Origin of the sequence: Natronolimnobius sp. AArcel1 (assembly GCF_011043775.1) — an archaeon.
GTDB lineage: Archaea > Halobacteriota > Halobacteria > Halobacteriales > Natrialbaceae > Natronolimnobius.
In genome coordinates this window covers 273840-297534 of the sequence record NZ_JAAKXY010000004.1, presented here as the reverse complement: position 1 = coordinate 297534, position 23695 = coordinate 273840, and the positions used below count along the sequence as shown (strand labels likewise).

Here is a 23695-nt window from a genome sequence, read left to right as displayed (position 1 = left end):
TTTTGTCTGTCTGCGGCCGGCCCCGAAAGTCGAAAACGTGTGCCTCGAGTCGCCTCGCTACTGTTCGCGCCGAAGCCGACCGACGACGAACGACTGGTCGACTTTCGCGAGGAACGGCCCCAGCTTTGGCCCCTGTTCTTCGTCGAAAAAGAGCCGGTAGCCGGCGCTGAAGAAGTCGCCGACGTCGACGTCGTGGCGTCTGGCTGCCTCGTAGATCTCGCCCTGAATCGCCTCGGCGTCGTTGCCAGCCTCGATGAAGTCCGCCAGATCCGCGAGCGCGGCTTCGGTCGCTTCGTCGAAGTCGTGGTCGGGAATTGTCGCTCGCTTGAGTTCGTAGTCGAACTCGTTTTCAGTGCGTCGCGCCCAGTTTCTGGCCTGCTCGACCCGCTCGAGTGCGCCCTCGACCGCCCACTCGGGAGCATCCTCGGGAATATGGCCCTCGCGGCGCGCGATCTCTTCGCGCAGGTCCGGGTCGTCGGTCATGCCCAACACGGCCGCAAAGGTATACGGCAGCCGAATGCGCTCTGCTCTGGGGTCCTCGACGACGAGCGGATACACCCGCTCGGCAAACGCCTGCTCGTCCTCGTCGGCGTCGATCTCGTCGAAATAGATCGCCTCGAGGCGGTCGAACTCATCGACCAGCTGATCGAGGCGTTCGATGCTGAAATCCCGTGCCTTCGAGGGATCTTTCGCGAAGAAGTATCGCAGAACCTCGGGCTCTAACAACTCGAGGACATCCGAGACGAGAATGACGTTCCCAGCTGAGGAGGAGAACGGTTCGCCCTCGAGTGTGAACCACTCATAAACCATCGGGACGGGTGGTTCGTTCTCGAAGACGTTGCGGGCGATATCTTGCCCGCTCGGCCAGGAGCCTTCGGCGTGGTCCTTGCCGAAGGGCTCGAAGTCGACGCCGAGTTCCTGCCACTGAGCGGGCCACTCGAAGCGCCACGGAAGCTTGCCCTCACGAAGCGTCGCGGTCCCTTCGTGGCCACAGCCGCTGATCGTCTGGTCGCCGGCGTCCATGTCGGTACACTCGTAGTCGACGGTCGCGGGCTCGCTCTCGAGGTCGACGCTCGTGACTGTCTCCGTAATCTTCCCACATTCTTCACAAATGGGGTTGAACGGCACATAATCGCCGTCCGCGTCGACGGAGTCCTGATACTTCGAGAGGACTTCGCGTGCGCGCTCACGGTTCTCGAGGACGGATCGGGTCACGTCCTCGAGGTCGCCCGATTCGTACAGTTCGGTGTTCGAGAGCAGTTCGATGGGAACGTCGACGGCGTCGGCGCTGTCTGCGATGATCGTCGCAAAGTGGTCGCCGTAGGAGTCACAGCAGCCGAAGGGGTCCGGAATATCAGTATAGGGCGAGCCGAGGTTGCGCCCGAGTGCGCCCGCATCGACATCGCCCAGGTCGACGAGATTCCCCTCGAGGTCACAGAGGGTGCGTGGCAGTCCGCGCAGTGGGTCGCGGTCGTCGGCGGTGAACACCTGGCGAACCTCGTGGCCGCGTTCGCGAAGCACTTCGGCGACGAAGTAGCCGCGCATAATTTCGTTGACGTTGCCCAGGTGGGGCACGCCAGAGGGAGAGATGCCGCCTTTGATGACGATTGGCTCGTCGGGGTCGCGGGCTTCGATTCGATCCGCGACCGTATCCGCCCAGAAGACGTGCTGTTCGTCGCCGTCGTCGTGTTGGAGCGTGTACGGGCTGTATTCTGCAGGCACCGCCGTCTGGTCGGTGTCTGGCTCGTCCGCGCTCATTGGTTGTCAGTGTCGGGCTCCGCTTCGTGGCTTGCCCAGTAGGTCGGTTCTTCGCCAACGCCGTCCGGGATCACGTCCGTCCCGTCGTGGTCGCCGTAGCGAACCGCTCGAGCGATGCGGTCGGGATCGGTTCCGTCGAGGACGATGGTGCGCATTCCCGAGCGCTCGATGATTTTGGCGGCCAACAAGTCGACAGGTGCGGAAGCGCCTGCGTTCATCTCGAGGCCGGCGATGGCGTCGACGAGGTCGTTCGCGGAGAGGCGGTCGTACTTCGTCGCGTCGTCGGTTTCGTTAGGGTCGTCGCTGTAGACGCCGGGGACGCTCGTCGCGTAGACGAGCAAGTCGGCGTCGACGTACTCTGCGAGTGCGGCACCGACGGCGTCGGTGGTCTGGGCCGGCGCGACGCCGCCCATGACCGACACGTCGCTCCGTCGCAGTGCTTCGCCGGCGTCATCGTAGTTTGTCGCCGGTGCGGTCACAGCGTCTTCACCGAGTGCAGCGATAAGCAATCGAGCGTTCAGTCGCGTGACGTCGATGCCCAACTGGTCGAGTTCGATTTCGTTTGCGCCGAGATCGCGTGCGGCACTGATATATTCGCGTGCGACGCCGCCGCCCCCAACGACAGCACCGACGCGACAGCCATCCGCGACCAGTTCCTCGATAACGTCAGCGTGTTCAGCCACCCGAGCCCCGCCCGGTTCGGGCACGAGCACGCTCCCGCCGATAGAAACGACCACTTTCATACTACCCCGGAGTAACCGGGTTGCTATCTTAAGGGTTGCCAACTGGCGAGCGAGCGTGGCTGGCCCACAGGGTGCACGCACCCGCGCATTCGTCTCGAGACCTTACTTGAGAATCCCATCAAGTTCGCCTGCAAGGCCACGCCCGATGTCGATGAGTCCCTCATCGCCCGGATGAAGTAGATCGGTCGTCAACCCGGTCGGCTCGAGGAGGTCCGGTCCCTCGAGGATGTGCAGGTCATCATGATCTGTCTCGGCAACAATCTCGCGGAGGATGGTTCGAAACGCCGCTGCGCGCGCTGGATCATCACCACGAACATGGTCCGCGTGGTACGGAAACAGCGTGATACAAGCGATTGGTGACTCCGGGTGGGCCTCAGCGACGGTTTCGACCAGATTGCCGGCGCGTTCGCGGAACTGCTCCTGCGTGAAGCCGCGATTTGCCATATTCACTGACAGCGAGAGCGTGGCAACGTCCCAGTCTTCGCGCGCGGCGAGATAGTCTGCAATCGCGGGCTCACAGAACGCGGCCCCCGCCAGCCCGAGATTGATCGGATCGAGCGCGAGGTGGCGTGCGGCCTGTGCGACATAGGAGCAGTGTGGCAGTGAGCCATAGCCCGCCGTAATCGAGGTCCCGTAAGCGAGATAGCGCCGGGCAGGCAACTCGTCCGCACGCGGCGGGCGACAGTCGCCACTCACTGCGTGGATGGCTATCGGTGATTTGGGATCGAACCGCAGCCGACACACCCGCGGGTCAAACGCACTCGAGATCGACCTCGACTCGAGGCGGCGAACCCGGTCGGGAACCGCGAACGTGGCGGTCGTCGGTTCCGGACCGACTGGAATCGTTTCGGTCGACTGAAACGGCCCCCAGTACGGCAGCACCTGTGTGTCGGTCGCTGCCGACAGCGTGACTGTAATCGAACACTCGTCTCGAGCGGGGACGAATCGAAGCTCACAGCCCGCCGGATGGCGCGTCCGCGTACGAGCGGACACGTTCAGTCGCTCGCGGACGTCACGTGGCAGCCGAACGAGTTGCTGTCCGTCGTCAGCCCACGGTGCTGTCTCGAGTGCAGCAACGTTGTGCAGTGACACGGTTGGATAGCGCGAGGCGTGCATACGGAGGGCGTTTCGCCCGCCTCGAGATATAGCTGTACATCGCTCATATAGCGCCCGACGAAACCACGACACTGCCTCTCGCCGACAGCTACAAACCCCAACACCACCATCTTCTGACTATGCACGTACTCGGTATCTATGGTCGCGGGGCACACGAGGATACACTCGAGCAGGTCGTCGACCGAGCCGTCGATGTGCTCTCGCAGGCGGGACGCGTCGGTGTAATTAGGTACGATGCGACGATCGCTGATGGGACGGCGATCCACGAGGCAGGAACGGTCGGCGGCGACGTAACCTACGAACTCGGCGCTGACGGTGACTGGACGGCGACTGGCACCGGACTTTCGGTACAGGGTGCCCTCGACCAACTGGCTCTCGACTGTGACTACGCACTCGTCATCGGTGTCTCGGACCTACGGTATCCGTCGGTTGTAATCGGTACGGACAGTACGGAGACCGCCGACGCAGGCGGTCCGGTGCTCGCTGCCATCGATGGTGCCATCGACCTTACTGATGACCTCATCGATGATCTTGAGGCCACCGAGCCATACCACACGCTCGAGTCGCTCGTCGCCCGCGTCAAACGCTCGCCACAGGCGGCGCGCTCGGGTGCAATTGCAACCTTTACCGGTCGTGTCCGGGCGAAAGATAGCGACGACGATGCGCGCACGGAGTACCTCGAGTTCGAGAAGTACGATGGTGTTGCCGACGAGCGCATGAAGACAATCGAAACGGAACTCGAGGCCCGCGCGGGCGTTCTCGAGGTCGAACTCGCGCACCGAACGGGCGTGATCAAAGACGGCGAGGATATCGTCTTCGTTGTCGTGCTCGCAGGCCACCGCGAGGAGGCGTTCCGGGCAGTCGAAGACGGCATCAATCGATTGAAAGACGAGGTCCCTCTCTTCAAAAAGGAAGTGACGGTCGACGATGAGTTCTGGGTCCACGACCGGCCATAGAGGAAAATATTTACCTACGGACTTCAAGCAATGAATGAACGTCACCAGTCGGAGACTCTTTACTACTCGAGACCGACTGAACGGAGATAATACGTTAGAACCGGTTTTAAAATTTCTCGAGCGATCTGCGGCCGTTGTAAAACGTATCGTAATTGAAGATAAAAGGTCTATTACCCGCTGGATTTCTGAAGGCAATCGAAATTTCCCGAAGTAACCTTCCTTTATAACATATCGTCGCCACAAGCAGGTAATGTCGATGAGCACGACAGCACAACCCTCCACGGAAACCAAGGAACGCCGCCTCAAACAGTACCTTCGCGACCGCGCCGAAGAAGGCGAACTGTACTTCAAAGGCAAGTTCATCGCGGACGAAGTCGGTATGTCCCCGAAAGAGATCGGCGCGCTCATGGTCAAACTCTCCGAGTCGGCCACCGAACTCGAGATCGAGAAATGGTCGTATACGAGCGCGACTACCTGGCGTGTCGAGCCAGCCTAATGACGCTCGCCCCTGAACGAACACTCCGCTGACGAGCACACGCACACACCCACGTTGCGCCATCGGACACATCACACACTCCGACACTCGCAACCGCAGACTCAAACACACACGCACAACTCGCAGACACACACGAAACTGCGCCACCCCGTCCGTGTCGGCGCGTCATTGACGCTATCCGGCACACCGCCCTGTTCGTGATCGCTCCATCGATCACGTCCCCCCTCTCCTTGCTGTCTTTGTTGTTGTGACTGACCACAGGCGATATATACGTTCCAATAGTGAACCATGGATGATGGATGACGGCGATCCGTCCGAATTCGCCCCACCGCGACCCGGCACTCGAGAACTCGAGGTCGGACCCGCACTCGAGCGCATCGAGTCGGTGTTTGCGGTCTACGAGACGCGAATCGAGGATGAGCGGCTCTGTTACTACGGCGAGCCGCTGCAGTCGCCAGAACAGGCTGTTCGCGAGCTGTGGCCACTTTTTCACAAGGACGGCTACGACCTCGAGTTGACGACGCGCGAGGGATCGTTTGTCCTCGTCGCGGAACCGACGAACGTCGGGATCGACGGCATTCCGTGGACGAATCTCATCTTACTCGGGTTGACGATCCTTTCGACGCTGTTTGCGGGGTCGATGTGGTACCATATCGACCCGATTGCGAACCCGGGTGAGATGTGGCGCGCGTGGCCGTTTACGGTCGCAATTTTGGGCGTCCTTGGCGTCCACGAGATGGGCCACTACGTGATGAGTCGGTACCACGACGTGGATGCCTCGCTACCCTACTTCATTCCGATTCCGACGCTGATCGGGACGATGGGTGCGGTCATCAAGATGAACGGCCGAATGCCAAGCCGGAAGGCACTGTTCGATATTGGTGTTGCCGGCCCTCTTGCGGGCCTCATCGCGACGGTTGGAGTGACAATTGTCGGGCTCCATCTGCCGCCAGTGACGGCACCCGAATCGGTCGTTCAAGACCCCGGTGCGATCCAGATCCAACTCGGCTATCCGCCGCTGCTCGAGGGCCTTGCCGCGGCGTTCGATCAGCCGTTGTATCGGGACGATCCAGCGACTGCGGTGCATCCGGTCGTTATCGGCGGCTGGGTTGGGATGTTCATTACGTTCTTGAATCTGATTCCGGTCGGACAACTCGATGGCGGACACATCCTGCGTGCGATGGCTGGTCGATCCCAGCAACTGATCGCCGCGCTCGTCCCGGGGGCACTGTTTGGCCTCGGTGCATACCTCTACTACGTCAGTGGTCACAGCGCAGACTCCGTATTCATCTGGGGTGTCTGGGGCATTTTCACGGCCGTACTCGCCTCTGTCGGACCAGCACAGCCAGTCCAAGACGAACGCCTCGGCGTTGGTCGATTCCTGCTTGGAATCCTCACGTTCGCACTTGGCGTGCTCTGCTTTATGCCAGTCCCAATCGAGATTATTCAGTAACGCGCCCCTCGTTCATACGAATCGCTGTAACTGTTTACCGCCACACTCGAGACCTATCCTCCGAGTGCAGCGATACTGACTTACAGTAGGCCGTCTCAGTGGGTGAATCCGCGATCCTCGAGTGCGTCCCCGTCCATTTTCACGCCCGATCCAGCAGCCGTTACCGAACCGATTGCCGTAATTGGGACATCGGCGGCCTTCCGTACCGGCTCGAGGGCGGCTTCGGGAAGCGTCACGACCAGTTCGAAGTCCTCGCCGAAGGTCGTCGCGCGCTCGAGTGCGCTTTTGTCGTCTGCGGCGAGTTCGACGAGGGCGTCGTCGACCGGCACCGTCGCCGAGTCAATCTCGAACCCGCAGTCGCTGGCCTCTGATAGCTGGTGGAGCGAGCGCGCGAGTCCGTCGCTCGAGTCCATCATTGCGGTTGCCTCGGTTGCAAGCGCGCGCCCGGCGTCGACTCGCGGCTCGAATCGAAAGAGGTCGTTCGCGCGTTCGCGAAGATTGGCCGCACTCTGCGCGTCGTCTTCGTCGCTCGCGCGCTCGAACAACTCGAGGCCGGCGGCGCTTCGCCCGAGCGTACCGGTGACACAGACGATCTCGCCGACGCTCGCGCCACTGCGTAGAACAGGGTCGTCTGTCCGGCCAATAGCAGTCGTCGAGACGGTAAACTCCTCGTGGCCATCGAGGTCGCCGCCAACGTATTCTGCCCCAACAGCCTCGCAAACGTCACTCGCGCCACGAACGAAGGCGAGCAGTTCCTCGTCCTCGAACGTGGGGGCTGCGTAGGCTGCAACCGCCGCGCGCGCCGCAGCGCCCATTGCCGCGACGTCCGATAGCGACGCACCAACGGCCCGCCAACCCGCGGTGTAGCGGGTCGTCCCTGGCGGAAAGTCCGTCCGCTCGTGAAGCATATCTGTCGTCACCACGAGGTCGTCGACGACGGCCGCATCATCACCAACCGGCTCGAGTTCGTCCGCAAGCAGCGCCAGCGCCCCGCGTTCGTCCATACGCCACGTTCTGACTCGAGGACGAAAAGCGGTCCGGGACGGCCCTCGCTGACGCAGGCGATACGATGGTCTTAAATGCCGCCGAAGGGAACCTAACCCCAATGGCTACGATGTACGATGTTCCGGCGGATGCGCTCATCGAAGCGCTCGCCGAGGACCTCGAGGAACGACTCGATGAACCCGACTGGGCGCAGTTTGCAAAGACTGGCGTCGACCGCGAACTCCCTCCAGAACAGGATGACTTCTGGGCTGTCCGAGCAGCAAGCCTCCTGCGAAAGGTCGCTGACCGCGGTCCGATCGGTGTCGGCCGACTCGCAACCGAGTACGGCGGCGGCAAGCCCGGTTCGAACCGCTACCGCGTCGCTCCCGACAAGCGCGTCGACGGCTCACGCAACGTGATCCGAACGATCCTTCAGCAACTCGAGGACGAAGACCTCGTCGAAACCGCTGAGGGTGAAGGTCGACGCATCACTGCTGACGGACGCAGCCTGCTCGATGATACCGCTGGTGCTGTTCTCGAGGATCTCGACCGTCCGGAACTCGAGCGCTACGCCTAATCGGACTCTCGACACAACTTCCTGTCTGTTTCACCGATAGCGACTGCCCTCTCGAGTGTCGTCCGTAATCATTTTCCTTGCTGCACCTGAAGTCACACGTATGAGCGAACGCCAAGATGACGACCGACTCGAGGAACTTCGCGAGCAGAAGATGGAAGAGCTTCAGGACCGCGCTGACGGCCAACCCGGCGAGGCACAGGAAGCCGCCCAGCAGCAAGCTGAAGCCCAGAAAAACGCCGTCCTGCGCCAGCACCTGACCGACGAGGCCAGAAAGCGCCTCAACACGGTCAAAATGAGCAAGCCCGACTTCGGCGAGCAGGTCGAACGCCAGGTCGTGACACTCGCCCGCAGCGGTCGCCTGCAGGGCAAAATTGACGACGAGAAGATGAAACAGCTGCTCCAAGAGCTGAAGCCCGATTCCAAGAGCTTCGATATCCAGCGCCGGTAATGGAGCTTGGACTGCTCTACAGTGCCGGTAAGGACTCCACGCTCGCCGCGTTGCTTCTCGAGGAGTTTTACGACGTCACACTCGTGACGGCCACCTTCGGGATCACCGACGATTGGGAACACGCCGAGAAGACCGCTGGCGCACTCGCGTTCCCCTTCGAACAGCTGGAACTCGACCCCGATATCGCCCACGAAGCCGTCGCCCGCATTCGCGAGGATGGATTCCCACGAAACGGCGTCCAGCACGTCCACGAGCACGCCCTCGAGGAACTCGCGGCCGCCGGCTTCGATGCCATCGCGGACGGCACCCGGCGCGATGACCGCGTGCCGACCGTCTCGCGCGCACAGGCTCAGAGTCTCGAGGATCGCCACGGCATCGACTACATCTCGCCGCTGTCAGGCTTTGGCCGCGGCGCGGTCGACCGACTCGTCGAGGCCCAACTCGAGGTCACTGTCGGACCGAGCGAGGAGATCAGCCGCGCGGATTACGAGGCCGAACTGCGCGCGATCATCGCCGACGAGGACGGCCACGAGGCGATTCGGGACTTCTTCCCGGACCACGAGCAGACGTACGTCACCGACGTCCAATAGTCACCGTCGTTCAGCCGTTCGGTTTCACCGCTTTCTGAGAGGGCTCGAGAAGGAAGGTAAAAGTGAGCCCTGCCCGAACGGATGTGCATGTACGACCGGATCAAGGGCTTTCGTGACTTCTACCCCGGCGAGATGACCGCGCGTCGGGAGACGATTGACACGCTCGAGGACACCGCTCGGCGGTATGGCTTTCGGGAGATAGGCACGCCAGCGCTCGAGCGCGCAGAGCTGTGGACCGACAAGAGCGGCGACGATATCGTCGACGAACTGTACTCATTCGAGGACCAGGGCGGCCGGCACGTAACCCTGACGCCCGAACTCACACCGACCGTCGCGCGGATGGTCGTCGCTAAACAGCAGGAACTCTCGAAGCCGATCAAGTGGGTGTCGACCCGTCCGTTCTGGCGCTACGAGCAGGTCCAGCAGGGCCGACAGCGCGAATTCTACCAGACGAACGTCGATATCTTTGGCTCGAGCGAACCCGAGGCTGACGCCGAAATTCTCGCGTGGGCTGGCGACGCGCTGACGAATCTCGGTCTGACTGACGAGCACTTCGAGTTCCGTATCTCCCACCGCGATATTTTGGGCGGCGTCCTCGAGAGCTACGACACCGACCTCGAGTTGGACGAGGCGATTCGCGCCGTCGACAAATCGGACAAACTCTCGACGCCGGAGTATCACGACGCACTCGTCGAGGCCGGGCTAACCTACGATCAGGCCGCCGAGTTCGACGACCTCATCGCAAGCGGCGACCTCGAGGAGGTTGCCGACTTTGCGGACTCCGAACAGGTCGACGATGCGGTTTCGAACCTCCAGAACGTTCTCGAGGCCGCCGAGGACTTCGGCGCGCGCGAGCACTGTACGATCTCGCTCGAGACGGCCCGCGGGCTGGATTACTACACCGGCGTCGTCTTCGAGTGCTTCGATTCGACCGGCGAGGTCTCGCGGTCGATCTTTGGTGGCGGCCGCTACGACGATCTGATCGAGAGTTTCGGTGGCCAGCCAACGCCCGCGGTCGGTGTTGCACCCGGCCACGCGACCCTTTCGCTGCTCTGCCAACGCGCCGGTGTCTGGCCCGATGAAGAAGTCTCGACGGATTACTACGTGCTCCAGATAGGTGATACACGCCCTGAGGCAGCCCGAATCTCGCGCGACCTCCGCGAGAAGGGCCACGTTGTCGAAACCGATATTGCTGGCCGATCCTTCGGCTCGCAACTCAACTACGCCGACTCGATCAACGCCGAAACGGTTGTCATCGCCGGCGAACAGGACCTCGCAAACGAGGAAGTGACGATCAAAGACATGGAGTCCGGCGACCAGTTGCAGGTTCCAGTCGAGGCGTTCCCCGGCGACCTCGAGCGCCCGACGATTTCAGATTTCGAGTAAGGCGTTCTACCGTTCTCGATTGAATTCTTGGTTGCGAGCGTGACGGTTTGGGGGTTCATCCTCGAGGTCGACGAGTCGTTGGAGTTTGTGCTCAAACTCGGATTCAGTGAGTCGACCGGCTGCGTACTCGTGTTTGAGTGTTTCGAGCGGATCGGCGTGGTCAGTATCCGACTCCGTTGTGGATTGGTCGCTGGAGTCGCGGCCAACGATAGGGTACAGAAAGTAAAACAGCGGTGCGCCAGCGAACAGCCCGAAGAACATGAGGCTGATACTGAGATTCTCGACGAACGGATGCAACGCAAACCCAAACCCGAACGACGAGAGCGCAACGACGAGGGCGCCGTTCACCCGTCTCTGTGACATGTTTTAACTGACAGGTTCCGCTCACTTGTAGTTATTGGACTGTCACACACATCGGCCATCTCTGATTCAGGAGACGGGCCCAGCGTTAATTACGCAGGCGGTGTACGACGGCCGATGGCTGACGACACCCGACCGAACGTGCTGTTCATCCTCACTGATCAGGAGCGCTACGACTGCACCGCGCCCGATGGGCCACCGGTCGAGACCGAGACGATGGATCACCTTTCGCAGACGGGGATGCGATTCGAGCACGCTGTCACGCCGATCAGTATCTGTACGAGCGCACGCGCCTCGCTCATGACTGGCCGGTATCCACACAGTCACGGGATGCTCAACAACAGCCACGAGGCGGATGCGATCCAGCCGAATCTGCCGGCCGAACTGGAGACGTTCTCCGAACTGTTGAGCGAGAGTGGTTACACCCTGAGCTACACCGGCAAGTGGCACGTCGGCCGCGATCAGACGCCTGAGGACTTCGGCTTCTCGTATCTCGGCGGCAGCGACGTCCATCACGACGATATCGACGATGCGTTCCGTGAGTACCGCCGAGAGCGCGGTGTGCCAGTCGGTGATGTCGACCTCGAGGACGAACTGTACACCGGCGACGATCCACGGGAGAGCAGCGACGGAACGTTCGTCGCCGCGACGACGCCGGTCGACGTCGAGGAGACGCGCGCCTGGTTCCTCGCCGAGCGAACCATCGACGCAATTGAGGCCCACGCAGCAGGCGATCGAACTGATCCTCTCTTCCACCGCGCGGATTTCTACGGCCCGCATCACCCCTACGTCGTCCCCGAACCCTACGCCTCGATGTACGACCCCGACGAGATCGAGCCACCCGCAAGCTACGCCGAAACGTTCGCGGGCAAACCGCAGGTACAGGACAACTATCTCCACTACCGGGGCGCAGACGGCCTCGAGTGGGACCACTGGGCCGAAGCAACTGCGAAGTACTGGGGGTTCGTGACCCTGATCGACGACCAACTCGAGCGGGTTCTCGACGCACTCGAGGCACACGACCTCACCGAAGAGACGGTCGTCGTCCACGCTGCAGACCACGGTGACTTCATTGGAAATCACCGCCAGTTCAACAAGGGGCCGCTGATGTACGACGACACCTACCGCATCCCGCTACAGGTTCGCTGGCCCGGCGTCACTGAATCGGGTTCGCTCTGTACTACACCTGTTCACTTACACGACCTCGCCGCGACGTTTCTCGAGATCGGTGATGTCCCGGTGCCGGACGCGTTCGACGCACGGAGTCTCGTTCCGCTGCTCGAGGCGGACAGTAACGCGCCCGACGACTGGCCCGATTCGACGTTCTCCGAGTATCACGGCGACGAGTTCGGCCTCTACACGCAGCGAATGGTTCGGACAGCGAAGTACAAGTACATCTACAACGGCCCCGATATCGACGAACTGTACGACCTCGAGCGCGATCCGGCTGAACTCACCAACCTGATCGACCACCCCGAGTACGGCGACGTTCGCGCGGAGATGCGCGAGCGACTCATCGACTGGATGGCGGAGACGGACGATCCGAATCAGGGCTGGGTGCCCGATGTATTAGAACGCGCCTCGAGCGCGGACGAGTGACAACTGCCCGTCTCCCCCGTGATCCACCGACGGGGAAGCGTACGTTTACGGTCCTAAAGCGGCTACCGTCACGACATGACCCCACAGCCGGATTCCGGTGCTGATCCCGACCCCGATCCCGCCGACCTGCGCGCGGAAGCCGCCGAGTACGAGGAAACCGTCGACGCACTCGAGGACCTGGTCGTCGAACTTCGCGATGAGCCGATTCGAGAGTCACGACTCGAGGGACTGTTCGACGAGGCGACAACGAGTAACCCGGGTATCTGGAACATAGTCACGGCGTTTATCGATATCGAGGACGGCGAGGCAATCGTCACCGACGAGTCGAAACTCGCTCAGGGCAAGTGGGCTCCCGAAATCGTCGACGACTGCGACGTGATGGTTACGATCGACATTCAGCCCGGCCTGATGCCGGACGATTTCAAATACCTCGTCGGGAAGAAACTGCAAGATAAGATGGACGAGTTTCGCGAACAGGCCGCGAAGGCGCGCCAGCGCGCGGCTGACCTCGAGTCCGCTGCAGACGACGCGTAATCGAATCGCCTCCGAGTGGTACACTCGAGCGAATTGTTATTCGAACTCTCGGTCTCGTTCCCGTTCCCGCTCTCGTTCGCGCTGTTGTCTGTCTTTTCTCGGTCCCGTCCGGCCGTTCCGGTTTGTTCCCGTCCGATCGTTCCGGCTTGTGCCCGCCCGGTCTGGTCGCGTCCCGTCCTCGAAGGCGTCGTCGGCCTCGAGCAGGCGGTCCAGTCGGTGTTCGAACTCGGCTTCGCTGATCGTCCCGCTGGCGTACTGGTGTTTGAGTTCCTCGAACGCATCGCGGTCGCGATCACGGTCTCCATCCGGCGATTGTGTGGCGGTGATCGTCTCCTCGTCAAACATGAGCGCAGCGGCTTCCTCGCCCCAGAAGAGAAAAATCGGTACCAGAAGGAACCAGCCGATGATCGCGAGTACCCCCGCAAGCATCTCGAGGCCGACCACGCCGGCGAGACTGATCAACACGAACGTCACGAGACCGATCAGTAACCAGAGGTCCTCCGCGACGAACTCGCGCAGATCGACTCTCATATCGGATAGTTATTCTTTGACCGACATAATTGTGGCCATGAGTGCGCTGTCGCTTTTGTGTGCTACTCGAGGACGAGTCGCTCGCGCTCGAACTGACCACCGGTGGACGCCACCGACTCGTCGCGGCCGTCTCCGGTTCGCCACCGCCAGGACCCCACCGCGGGTGGCTCGAGCGAGACGATCAGATACGAGCGGTCGGGCCAGGTCGCCTGTCGGGCGTCCGTTTCGCTCGGCTGATCCGGCCCACGGGGATGTGAGTGATAGAAGCCAACGATTTCCTCGCCGCCGGCCTCGAGTCGCTCGAACACCTCGAGTTGCTCCTCGGGGTCGATTCGATAGCGCGTCCGCGGACTGTCGGCGACGTTTTCGGCGGGATACTGCGAGTCGACGCGACTCTTTTTGGTACCGAACTCGCCGCCCAGAACGCCACAGATTTCGGCGGGGGAGCCGCCCCGAGCGCGCTCGCGAATCTCGTCTCGAATAGCAGTTGGGATGACGAGCACTGGCTGTTGGTCCGGAGGTGCAGTCCGCGCTTCGTCGCTCGAGTCCGGCGCTGGCGTCACGGCCTAGTCTCTGCTCGAGTCTCTCTGTCGCCCGCGGCGTGCGTCTCGAGGTTGTTGAAGCGGGCGGCCATTCGACCGTCACTCGCGGGCGTCACCGACTGGTCGAACAGGTCCGGTTGGATGATCGGGGCCAGCGTCTCGAGGGTATCAACCAGCCGCGGGCCGGGTCGGTTCAGGTAGTGATTGCCGTCTATCGCCCAGACGCGACCCTCTTGCACTGCCGTCAACTCTTCCCAGCCCTCGCGGTTGGTCAGGTCGGTTCGATTCGCTGCAGTCTGGGCGAGGTCGAACCCACAGGGGCCGACGATGATGCACTCGGGATCGTACTCGAGAATTTCATCCCACTCGCGCGGCCGTGAGCGCTCGCCGGTTCCGCCCAGCCCGTACTCGCCGCCGGCCCACTCGACGAGTTCGTTCGTCCAGTGGCCTGCGAGCATGACGGGGTCCGTCCAGTCGAAAACCGTGACTCGAGGGCGGTCCGCACTCGAGAGGTCTGCGGCTCGCGTTCGCTCTCGAATCCGGTCGATCCGTGCCTCGAGGTCGGCCCGAAGCTCGCGAGCGCGGTCCTCGCGGCCCACCGCCTGCCCGATTCGCTCGATATCCTCGAGCACGTCCGCTATACTGTGTGGGTCCGTCGTCAGAATGTCGGGATCTGCATCTATTTCGTCGACCGCATCCGCGACGATCACTTCGTCGACCGCACAGACGTCACACATTCCCTGCGTGACGATCAGATCCGGCTCGAGCGCCTCGAGCGTTGCCGTGTCGATGTCGTAAACGCCGGTGTCGTCGCTTTCAGCGGTCGTTTCCAGCACTTGCTCGTCGATCTCGCCGCTCGAGGCGTCGGCGTCGATTCGCGAGCGCGTGATGGATGGAATCGACGCGGCTCTCGTCGGGAAATCACAGCCGTGAGAGACGCCGACCGGATCGTGGCCGAGCGCGGCGACGATCTCGGTCGCCGAGGGAAGCGTCGTGACGATTTGCATAGGCCGACGTACGCACTCCGTTGTCAAAAACACCGGCGTCGCGTCCTCGAATCGGCTCCCCTCGTCCGCGAGCGAAGGGCTTACGCTTGGGACAACCCACGTTCCGGTATGACAATGGACGACGTAACGCGCGTCGAGTGGCGCGAGTGGGGACAGGATGCCTTCGCCGAGGCGGCAGAGGCTGAGATCCCCGTTTTGCTCTCGCTGACGGCGACGTGGTGTGATCACTGTCACGAAATGGATGCAGAAACCTACGCCGAGCCACGGATTGCGGCGAACATCAACGATAGCTTCGTCCCGGTTCGCGTCGATGTCGACCGCCACCCGCGCGTGCGTGATCGGTACAACATGGGCGGCTTTCCGTCGACGGTCTTTCTCGCCCCCGACGGGACCGTCCTGACGGGCGCGGGCTATCTCGGCGAGGACGGCATGCGCCAGGTACTCGACAGCGTCCGCTCCATGTGGCAGACGAAAGGCACCGACGCGGCCAGTGTCCCGCGCTCGCTCCGAGAGGACAACCCGCCAGCAGGCGAGCTGACCGGCGATATCGAGGCCGCAATGCTCGGCCAGCTAACCGAAACGTACGACGAGACTGCTGGTGGCTGGGGCACCGAACCAAAGTTCCCGTTGCCCGACGCCCTCGAGTTCGCGCTGAAACGCGACCGGCAGATGGCCTTGCGCTCGTTCGACGCCGTCGGCGCGAACCTGCTGGATACCTACGATGGTGGGTTCTATCGATTCGCGGGCGAACGTGACTGGTCGAACGTCCAACACGAGAAACTGCTTGATTCGAACGCCGCACTCATCCGAGCGTTCGCCAATGCCTATCTCCATACGGGCAAGGAGGAGTACCGCGAACCCGCCGAACGGACACTCGAGTACCTGACGACAACGCTCTGGAACGACGAGGTCGACGCCTTCGCGAACAGTCAAGCACCCGGTCAGCCCGGCGCACACAGCATCGATGCAACTGAACGCGCTGCGGTTGACGACCCGCCGGTCGACGACGGCGTCTTCGCCGGACCGAACGCGCTCGCAATCGATGGCCTGCTCACGTACTACGCCTACACCGACGACGAACGCGCTCGCCGCTACGCCGAACGCGCACTCGCCGTTCTCCGCGAGGATTTGCTCGCAGACGGCGTCGTTGCTCATCAGTACGAGACTGCAACCGATGACAGCGAATCGACGCCGCTGCTTCTGACACAGGCTCGTACGCTCACCGCGCTCACGGCTGCTGGGAACGTCCTCGATCCCGCTGTCCTTGAGGATGCAGTTGCCGTCGCCGAGACGACACTCGACGAACTCCACGATGGCGAGTCGTTCATCGACGGTCCCCGGACCGGCGCAGGCTTGCTCGAGCGGCCACTTCGTCCACTCGATGCGAACGTCGCGTTCGCGGACGCGCTGATTAATCTCGCGGCGCTCGCGGACGCAGACGTTGGCGGCGATGTCGATATCGACGCCGATCGATACCGTCGTTACGCCCGTGAGACACTTTCGGCCTTCGCCGGTGCGAGCGACCGTTTCGGCGTCCAGATCGCCCACTACGCGACGGCAGTCTCGAGGTTGCTCGAGGGGCCATTGACGATCACCGTCGCCGCCGACCCCGGTTCGGACCTTCACCGCGCCGCGCTTCGGATGGCCGACCACGAGAAAGTCGTCGTTCCGAACGCGACCAGTCTCGACAACGGTACGGCCTGTGTCAAGCGCGGCGACGACCAGTCCGCTCCCGCTGAAACTCCCGGCGAGTTGAGCAAGCGCGTCCAATCCGTTCTCGAGCACTCACAGGCCTGAACGACGTCACTCAGGTTTCTCGGCAAACCACCACAGCGTTTATGTTTCTATAGTCGGTTGCTTTGAGTATGGCCAGTCTCAGGGACCTCGGGCTTTCAGAGTACGAGGCTCGAGCGTATCGTGCACTGCTAAATACGGGCCCGACAACGGCCAAGGAGTTGTCGCGAGCGAGCGACGTGCCGATGGGCCGGATTTATGACGTGCTCAACAGCATCGAACAGTACAACCTCGTGCGGAGCCAGACCGCGAGCCGTCCAAAAAAGTACGTTGCGGTCGAACCATCGACCGCACTGGATCGATTGCTCGAGGATAAGAAACGCGAACTCGACGAAAAGGCAGACCAGTACGAATCCATCGTCGATGATCTCTCGGACGAACTCGACGCGGCCGATCCTGTCGAGGATCAGTTCTGGACCGCCGCCGTCGGTCCCGAGGAGACGACGGATCTCCTCTTGGAGCGACTGGCAGCCGCGGACGATCATATCGTAATGGTTGCAGCGGACCCAGTCCCAGAACGTGATATTCAGGCTGTCAGTGAGGAAGTGCTGGCACACCTCGAGGACGCACTCGACCGCGGCGTCTCAGTCGACGTGCTGATGACTCGGGAAATGGTGTCGTCGATCTCGGAGAAGGTGGGGCGGCGGTATCGCGACACGTTGCAGGCTCGAGACGACTTCGACGTGCGGACGAACGACGACGTAACTGGGTCGTTCAACATCCTCGACGATCTCGAGATCTGTATTCAGGTTCCGAACCCGCTCTCCTCAGGCGAGGCGTTCGGCATGATTGACTTGAAAGATCCAGAGTTCGCTGCGAGCGTCAATCAGGAGTTCGTTCCGCGGTGGGAAGCGGCCGACCCGCTACAGTTTTGACCGGTGCTATTCGCTGCCGCCGTTGACTTCCTCGCGCAACGTGCCCATCTCGACTTTGCGTTCGGCGTGCGCGTTGTGCTGGTGGATCGACTCGTCGTTAGATTGTTTCATCGTAATGACTGCATCATCTGCGAGATGGTCGAACTCATCGATTACGCCCTCGGCGAGTGCGCGCACGCAGTCTTCGACGAACTTTGCGTCCGCGTGGGCCGCGTAGGTCATGTGATCTTCGTCCGGGCGCTTTGCGAGGTTGTAGATCCGTGCGCTCATCGAATCGCGTGCGATGTCGATGACGTCGTTCAGATCGACCTCGGGGTCGCCGCCCGCTTCGACCGTCAGCGTCGCGTGCCCGCGCTGGGAGTGACCCGGCTGTGGGACTTCGTCTAAGAACTCGGTAATCGTCTCTTCTTCGACACCCAGATCCTCGAGTGTCTGTTTCGCGCGCGAGGCAGACATTCCTTGCGAGCATGGACAGACAGTCATTCCCGTCACTTCCGCGCCGATCTCTTCGCGTGTGCCCTCCTCGGTCGCCGTCGCGGAGGCGATGATGTCGACCGTGTGCTGGGTCTCGCGGTCGCTTGCAGGTGTTTGCTCACGACGCATGAACTCCGCTTGCATCGACACCTTCGCCGTGGAGGTGTAATCGTGTTTTTCGAGCAGTCGTTCGGCGGCGTCGCCACAGACGTCCTCGACGCGGTAGGCCTCCTCGCGGGTCGCATCCTCGAGGATTTCGTCGATGACCTCCATGTTGCGGCTCATGTCTGCACCCTTGCGCCAGGCGGGCAGGTCGACGAAGACCTCGAATTCGGCGGTGAGGACGATTGGGCGGTCGTCTTCGCGGGCGATCTTGACGAGCTTTTCGACGCCGGTGACGCCGACCTGGCTCAGGCCGACGGTCACGTCTGGCGACGTTGCCTGCACGTCCGGAAGCTGATGACTCATTGGCGATACTCAGGACAGCGTCCGATTAGGCCTTTCGGAACACACAATTTCGGACGCAGTGAACTGGCCTCGCAAGCTGCAAGTCACTGTCTTTCCGGCTGACGTGGGGGTGACGGCCCACTGCTCGAGTGTAGGCCTGCTCGAAGCCCTTTAACTATCTCTGGTCACAAGGTAGACCTATGACGAGACGTAGCCGGTTCTCCTGAGAGTTTCTGTGCTCAGCCACAGCGTTTTCCTGACTGACTTAGGTATTAGTTTCACTCGAGCGCTCCGCATAGTCGTCCGTCCTTTAAGTGTCTCTGGTCACAAGGTAGAGATATAGCAGGAAGACGGATTCTACGACATCTTCGCTCAGAGCGGAAGCACTGCAGTGGATTTCACTCGTTTTCACCTAAACTGCGTACCGCTTTAAGTAACTCTCGTCACAAGGAGTAGATACGACGGACATTCTCTGCGACCTATACCCGTCAGCGCTGCGTTTCGCGTCTTCACCCGAGAGGTGAGTCCGTTCCTCGAGCAAGGGTCCCGTTCTTCCTTTAAGTGCTTCTGGTCACAAGGTGGAGATATAGTAGGAAGACCGGTTCTACACCGTCCTCACTTTTCTCGAGCGGCTGCGCTTTTCACTTGCCTCAGTCGGCGTCGAGTTCGCCAACCTGTACCTTCCAGAGGTCGGCGTAGGTTCCATCGCACTCGAGGAGGTCATCGTGCGTGCCGCGTTCGACGATTTCGCCGTCATCGAGGACGAGAATCCGATCTGCGTTTCGCACCGTCGAAAGCCGATGGGCGACGATGAACGTCGTCTTCTCGGCCGTGAGTCGGTCGAGACTCCGTTGGATCAGGACTTCGGTCCGGTTATCGACGTGGCTCGTCGCTTCGTCGAAGACGAACATCGCGGGGTCAGTCAGCAGGACGCGAGCGAGGGCGATCCGCTGGCGCTGGCCGCCCGACAGGCGGACGCCGCGCTGGCCGACCTCGGTGTCGTAGCCATCGTCCAGTTCGGTGATGAACTCGTGTGCACCAGCCTCTCGCGCGGCGGCCACGATGTCGTTGTCGGAGACCGTGCTGTCGCCGTCTGCGGGATCATCCAGCCCGTAGGCGATGTTCTCTCGAACCGTCCCCGAAAACAGGAACGGGTCCTGTCGCACGTAGCCAATCGACTGGCGTAGCGACGACCGCGAAACGTCCTGCAGGTCGTGACCGTCGACCGTAATTCGGCCCTTGCCGGGCTCGTAGTACGCCAGCAAGAGCTTCAGCAGCGTCGATTTCCCCGCGCCCGTGTGACCGACCAGCCCGACCGTCTCGCCAGGTTCGACATCGACGGAGATGTCTCGGAGGACCGGGTCGGCGTCTTCGGCGTCATACCCGAACGTGACGTCGTCGAATTGGACCGCGCCACGCGGGTCCTTGAGGACGTGATCTCCGTCATCGCGGGGCGGGGAGAGCTGCCGGAGCCCGAGGACGCGCTTGGCGGCGGCCTTCCCGGCCTTGTAGAGGCCGGTCACCCAGGCGAGAAACCGCATCGGCTGCGCGAGTTGCTGGGTGTAGTAGAGAAACGGGATGAGTTCGCCGGCGGTGATCGTGCCGGCGAAGATCCAGAACCGTTCGTCGAGGACCCACTCGGTGCCGACGAACAGGGTGAGGACGAACGCAACACCAGCGAGCAGCCGCATCGACGGTTGGTGGAGGACGCCGACTATGTGGGCGTACCAAGAGGCCTCCCGATAGGCGTCGGACGCCTCCCTGACGCGGCCGGTCTCGTATCGCTCACCGCCGAAAGCTTTGACCGTCGAGACGCCGCTGACGTTCGTCTCAAGCAAGGCGTTGACGACGCCAGTCTCCTCGCGAACCTCGTCGTTGCGCTGCTCGTGTTTGCGGCTGAACCACCAGTTGACGATAGCAACGATTGGGACGAGCGTCAGCGGGAGTAGCGCCAACTGCCAGTTCAGGATCAGCATGTACAGCAGTGAACTGACGACAGTCGTCGTCGCGAAGACCGCGAGGTTCGGGCCCTGCGTCAGCGACTCCTCTAAGGAGTTGACGTCGTTGTTGAGCACGCTCATCACCTCGCCGGTCCGCTGGTCGTCGAAGAAGCCGGCGTCCAAGCGCTGGACGTCATCGTAGACGGCGACCCGGACGCGGTGTATGGTTCGCTGGCCGAACAGGAACAGCGCCCACAGCGAGAAGATGGCCAGGCCCATGTCGATCACCTTTATTCCCGCCAGCAGCGCGACTGTAAACAGGAGTTGTCCGGTCGGGTCGGCCGGGATCCAGACGTCAGGCACCAGAAACAGCGCGTACGGCTCGTCGTTGAACATCGCATCGAACGCCAACCCGATGATCAGCATGTCGATGTTCGAGAGGAACTGCGAGCCGGCTGAGCTGGCGCTACCGAGGCCGAGCCACTTCAGGTCGCCCCGGCCGTGTTCGCGCAACAGGGCGACCAGCGGCCACCGTTCGTCGGCGGCGGCCGCGATTTCACCCTCACCCTCGCGACCGGGGTCGTCGCTCATCGTGACACCTCCTCAGGTCGCTCGGTCTCTGCTGCGCCGCGTCGCCGCGCAGACTCGCCGAGGCGGGCGCGGGCCCGCTCGAGGAACGCGTCCGAGACGGCCTCGAGGTCGCCGACCTGCACCCGCCAGAGATCGGCGTAGAGTCCGTCCTGCTCGAGTAACTCGTCGTGCGTGCCGCGCTCGACGACCTCGCCGTCGTCGACGACGAGGATCTGGTCGGCGTTGCGAATCGTCGACAGTCGGTGGGCAATCGCGATTGTCGTCTGCTCGCCCGCCGTCGCGTCGATACTGCGCTGGATCTGGCGTTCGGTCTCGTTGTCGACATGACTCGTCGCCTCGTCCAAGATGAGGACATCGGGCTCCTTGAGAATCGCCCGCGCGATGGCGATTCGCTGGCGCTGGCCCCCCGAGAGGCTCGCGCCACGCTCGCCGACCTGGGTGTCGTACCCATTCTCGAGGTCGGTGATGAACTCGTGGGCCCCCGCGAGTGTCGCGGCGTCAACGACAGCTGCGTGGTCGACGGTTTTCGAGGCGCGTCGCGCCTCGTGCTCCCCGCTCGCACTATTCGAGGTCTCCCTTCGGTCGACCTCGCGGCTCGCGGATCGTTCCTCTCCGCTCGCTCTATCCGAGACCTCCTGATAGTCGGTCTCGTGAAGCCCGTACGTAATATTCTCCCGGACGGTTCCATAGAAGAGGAACGGATCCTGCGAGACGTAGCCAAGGTGCTCGCGCAGGCTTCGGCGGGAGACATCGCTGATGTCGGTCCCATCGATCCGGATCGAACCCCGATCCGGCTCGTAGAACCGGAAGAGTAGCTTCGTCAGTGTCGACTTGCCTGCACCCGTCGGCCCGACGACGCCGATAAGCGAGCCCGGTTCCGCGGTAACGGTGACACCAGTCAGCGTCTCCTCATCGGCCCCCTCATAGGTGAAGGAGACGTCCTCGTACTCAACGCGGCCCTCGAGGACCGTCAGTTCCCGGCCTTCGTTTCGGTCGGGGTGGTCGCCTTCCAGTACCGAGGTGATTCGCTTGCTCGAGGCCAGCGCGTCCTCGTAGCTGTCCAGCACGTCGAGCATCAGCTGGCGGATCGGCGCGTAGAACGACTGGCTGTACATCAGGAACGTCAACAGCGCACCAGCAGTCAGCGAACCCCCGAACCACGCTGGCGCCCCTTCGAGGACCAGATACGCGCCGAGAGCGAGGAGACCGATGAACGCAGACGAGACGATTACCCAACTCGCGAGACTGAAGACGAGCCGCAGCCGGATCACCGACCAGTTGCGATCAAGGTACGACCGCGAGGCGGATTCGAGTCGATCCCGTTCTGCATCCTCGCGCGCGAAGGCTTTGACCGTCGCGATACCCTCGATGCTGTCCTCGAGCCGCGAATTCACCCGGCCAACGCTTTCGCGGACGTTCTCGTAGCGAGGCCCGACGCGAGTCGTGTACCACTGACACAGCGCGATCAGCAGCAGCGGCATGAGCGCCAGTAGCGCGGCCAGCGGGACGTGGATCGTGAGCATGAACGCGAAGGCGACGAGGATCTGCGCCGAGAGCCTGATCCCCTCGTAGGCGTTGCTCCCGAAGCGGTTCATGTTCGAGACATCATTGTTCAGGACGCTCATGACATCGCCCGTCTGGTGGCGGTCGAAAAAGGACCGCTCGTGGCCGACGACTGCATCGAAGGCGTCAACCCGGATCTCGTGGAGCGTCTGCAACCGCGCCGTCCCCTCGAGTCGACCGGCGAACCAGGTCATCGTCCCGTCGAGGATGTAAGCCGCAACGAGCAACCCGATAGTGAACTGGACCTGACCGGTCGTCGTCTCGGGAATCCAGGCGTCAGGAAGCAACGGGAGCGAATACGGCGTGTCCTGCAGGAGGATCGCATCCAGCGCGACGCCGATGACGAGCGCCGGCAGCCGCTGGGGAATCTGGGCGAGTAGCGTCCCGATTGCCGCGAGGACGTACCGGAGCGTGTGGGGCCGGGCGTACCGACGGACCAGCAGCCACAGCGAGTTGTCGATATGATCGGGTGGCTCGAACTGGTTCTCCGTCACGTTTCAACCACTCCAAACGGTATGCGAACTACTACGAGCGACCCATGGGGTGAGAACCCTTTGTCGCTGCCATTGGGACAACCGTGCCGTGAATCGACCCCCCAAAGAGAACATACGATTGTGTGGTCTCGGGTTGTCAATTAATATACCGGTCGTGTGGTTCGCTGTCCCATGGGCTGGCCGAAATTGGCGTTCGTTTAAGTGCTTCTGGTCACAAGGTAAGGATATAGCAGGAAGACGGATTCTCTGGTATCTTCGTTCAAAACATTGCAGTACCAGCTGTGTCGTTCTGACTTCAGTGGCTACGAGTCCTATCCCATCCACTGGCCGCCAGCTCGACCCCATTTAAGTCACACTCGCCACAAGAAACAGATACGTCGGACATTCTCTGTGCTCTCTGTCCCTGAGAGCGGCGTCACTTGCGCTCACTCGAGCGA

The 23695-nt window shown here is 62.0% G+C and carries 22 protein-coding genes; 11 read left to right on the top strand and 11 right to left on the bottom strand.

Going from position 1 to position 23695, the window contains the following annotated elements; all coding sequences use genetic code 11:
* Window positions 1–57: 57 nt before the first annotated feature.
* From lysS to G6M89_RS13750, 3 genes are all read right to left on the bottom strand, one after another.
* Window positions 58–1758 carry a lysine--tRNA ligase gene (lysS, locus tag G6M89_RS13760; RefSeq protein WP_165162394.1) on the bottom strand — a complete coding sequence of 567 codons (1701 nt, stop codon included), beginning with the start codon at window positions 1756–1758 and terminating at the stop codon, window positions 58–60.
* The gene (gene pyrH, locus G6M89_RS13755; RefSeq protein WP_165162393.1) at window positions 1755–2501 is read right to left on the bottom strand and encodes a UMP kinase; all 747 of its coding nucleotides are present in this window, start codon (window positions 2499–2501) and stop codon (window positions 1755–1757) included. Before pyrH ends, lysS begins: the two co-directional genes overlap by 4 nt.
* A 102-nt stretch (window positions 2502–2603) precedes the next feature.
* A complete protein-coding gene (locus G6M89_RS13750) occupies window positions 2604–3617 on the bottom strand; it encodes a GDSL-type esterase/lipase family protein (RefSeq protein WP_165162392.1) in 1014 nt (337 codons plus the stop codon).
* Between the two features lie 119 nt (window positions 3618–3736).
* On the opposite strand from G6M89_RS13750, the gene G6M89_RS13745 reads away from it, so the two are divergent.
* From G6M89_RS13745 to G6M89_RS13735, 3 genes are all read left to right on the top strand, one after another.
* Complete coding sequence (locus tag G6M89_RS13745) at window positions 3737–4573, top strand: molybdopterin synthase (RefSeq protein ID WP_165162391.1); 837 nt, start codon at window positions 3737–3739, stop codon at window positions 4571–4573.
* A 250-nt stretch (window positions 4574–4823) separates the two neighbouring features.
* Entirely contained in the window at window positions 4824–5069 is a 246-nt protein-coding gene (locus G6M89_RS13740; RefSeq protein ID WP_054862461.1) for a hypothetical protein, read from the top strand.
* A gap of 295 nt (window positions 5070–5364) precedes the next feature.
* A complete protein-coding gene (locus G6M89_RS13735) occupies window positions 5365–6522 on the top strand; it encodes a site-2 protease family protein (RefSeq protein ID WP_165162390.1) in 1158 nt (385 codons plus the stop codon).
* 95 nt (window positions 6523–6617) lie between these two features.
* Here the strand turns inward: G6M89_RS13735 and thiL are convergent, their stop codons facing one another.
* Window positions 6618–7526, bottom strand: coding sequence for a thiamine-phosphate kinase (thiL, locus tag G6M89_RS13730; protein ID WP_165162389.1), 909 nt, complete (start codon window positions 7524–7526; stop codon window positions 6618–6620).
* Between the two features lie 101 nt (window positions 7527–7627).
* Here thiL and G6M89_RS13725 point away from each other — a divergent pair, with 101 nt between their 5' ends.
* The 4 genes from G6M89_RS13725 to hisS all read left to right on the top strand — a co-directional run bounded on the left by G6M89_RS13725 (window position 7628) and on the right by hisS (window position 10507).
* A complete protein-coding gene (locus tag G6M89_RS13725) occupies window positions 7628–8083 on the top strand; it encodes a 30S ribosomal protein S19e (RefSeq protein ID WP_165162388.1) in 456 nt (151 codons plus the stop codon).
* Window positions 8084–8183: 100 nt separating this feature from the next.
* Window positions 8184–8531, top strand: a complete 348-nt coding sequence (locus G6M89_RS13720) for a DNA-binding protein (RefSeq protein WP_165162387.1) — start codon at window positions 8184–8186, stop codon at window positions 8529–8531.
* Complete coding sequence (locus tag G6M89_RS13715; RefSeq protein ID WP_165162386.1) at window positions 8531–9121, top strand: alpha hydrolase; 591 nt, start codon at window positions 8531–8533, stop codon at window positions 9119–9121. The genes G6M89_RS13720 and G6M89_RS13715 overlap by 1 nt, the downstream gene beginning before the upstream one ends.
* A gap of 87 nt (window positions 9122–9208) precedes the next feature.
* Window positions 9209–10507, top strand: coding sequence for a histidine--tRNA ligase (gene hisS / locus G6M89_RS13710; RefSeq protein ID WP_165162385.1), 1299 nt, complete (start codon window positions 9209–9211; stop codon window positions 10505–10507).
* Between the two features lie 6 nt (window positions 10508–10513).
* Here hisS and G6M89_RS13705 read toward each other — a convergent pair whose 3' ends face one another.
* A complete protein-coding gene (locus G6M89_RS13705) occupies window positions 10514–10870 on the bottom strand; it encodes a hypothetical protein (protein WP_165162384.1) in 357 nt (118 codons plus the stop codon).
* Window positions 10871–10984: 114 nt separating this feature from the next.
* On the opposite strand from G6M89_RS13705, the gene G6M89_RS13700 reads away from it, so the two are divergent.
* Window positions 10985–12466 (top strand): sulfatase-like hydrolase/transferase, encoded by a 1482-nt coding sequence (locus tag G6M89_RS13700; protein ID WP_165162383.1) that lies wholly within the window; start codon window positions 10985–10987, stop codon window positions 12464–12466.
* Between the two features lie 75 nt (window positions 12467–12541).
* Complete coding sequence (locus G6M89_RS13695) at window positions 12542–13000, top strand: hypothetical protein (protein ID WP_165162382.1); 459 nt, start codon at window positions 12542–12544, stop codon at window positions 12998–13000.
* A gap of 36 nt (window positions 13001–13036) precedes the next feature.
* On the opposite strand, the gene G6M89_RS13690 is transcribed toward G6M89_RS13695, so the two are convergent.
* From G6M89_RS13690 to G6M89_RS13680, 3 genes are all read right to left on the bottom strand, one after another.
* A complete protein-coding gene (locus tag G6M89_RS13690; RefSeq protein ID WP_165162381.1) occupies window positions 13037–13531 on the bottom strand; it encodes an SHOCT domain-containing protein in 495 nt (164 codons plus the stop codon).
* A 62-nt stretch (window positions 13532–13593) separates the two neighbouring features.
* On the bottom strand, window positions 13594–14094 hold the full coding sequence (locus G6M89_RS13685) for a desampylase (protein ID WP_165162380.1): 501 nt from the start codon (window positions 14092–14094) through the stop codon (window positions 13594–13596).
* Complete coding sequence (locus G6M89_RS13680; RefSeq protein ID WP_165162379.1) at window positions 14091–15080, bottom strand: ABC transporter substrate-binding protein; 990 nt, start codon at window positions 15078–15080, stop codon at window positions 14091–14093. The genes G6M89_RS13685 and G6M89_RS13680 overlap by 4 nt, the downstream gene beginning before the upstream one ends.
* A 114-nt stretch (window positions 15081–15194) precedes the next feature.
* Between G6M89_RS13680 and G6M89_RS13675 the strand changes: the two genes are divergently transcribed.
* Window positions 15195–16877 carry a DUF255 domain-containing protein gene (locus G6M89_RS13675; RefSeq protein WP_165162719.1) on the top strand — a complete coding sequence of 561 codons (1683 nt, stop codon included), beginning with the start codon at window positions 15195–15197 and terminating at the stop codon, window positions 16875–16877.
* 68 nt (window positions 16878–16945) lie between these two features.
* Window positions 16946–17749 (top strand): TrmB family transcriptional regulator, encoded by an 804-nt coding sequence (locus G6M89_RS13670; protein ID WP_165162378.1) that lies wholly within the window; start codon window positions 16946–16948, stop codon window positions 17747–17749.
* A gap of 6 nt (window positions 17750–17755) precedes the next feature.
* Here G6M89_RS13670 and mptA read toward each other — a convergent pair whose 3' ends face one another.
* From mptA to G6M89_RS13655, 3 genes are all read right to left on the bottom strand, one after another.
* Entirely contained in the window at window positions 17756–18691 is a 936-nt protein-coding gene (gene mptA, locus G6M89_RS13665; RefSeq protein WP_165162377.1) for a GTP cyclohydrolase MptA, read from the bottom strand.
* Window positions 18692–19320: 629 nt separating this feature from the next.
* Window positions 19321–21201 carry an ABC transporter ATP-binding protein gene (locus G6M89_RS13660; protein WP_165162376.1) on the bottom strand — a complete coding sequence of 627 codons (1881 nt, stop codon included), beginning with the start codon at window positions 21199–21201 and terminating at the stop codon, window positions 19321–19323.
* The gene (locus G6M89_RS13655; protein ID WP_165162375.1) at window positions 21198–23258 is read right to left on the bottom strand and encodes an ABC transporter ATP-binding protein; all 2061 of its coding nucleotides are present in this window, start codon (window positions 23256–23258) and stop codon (window positions 21198–21200) included. The genes G6M89_RS13660 and G6M89_RS13655 overlap by 4 nt, the downstream gene beginning before the upstream one ends.
* Between the last annotated feature and the right edge of the window lie 437 nt (window positions 23259–23695).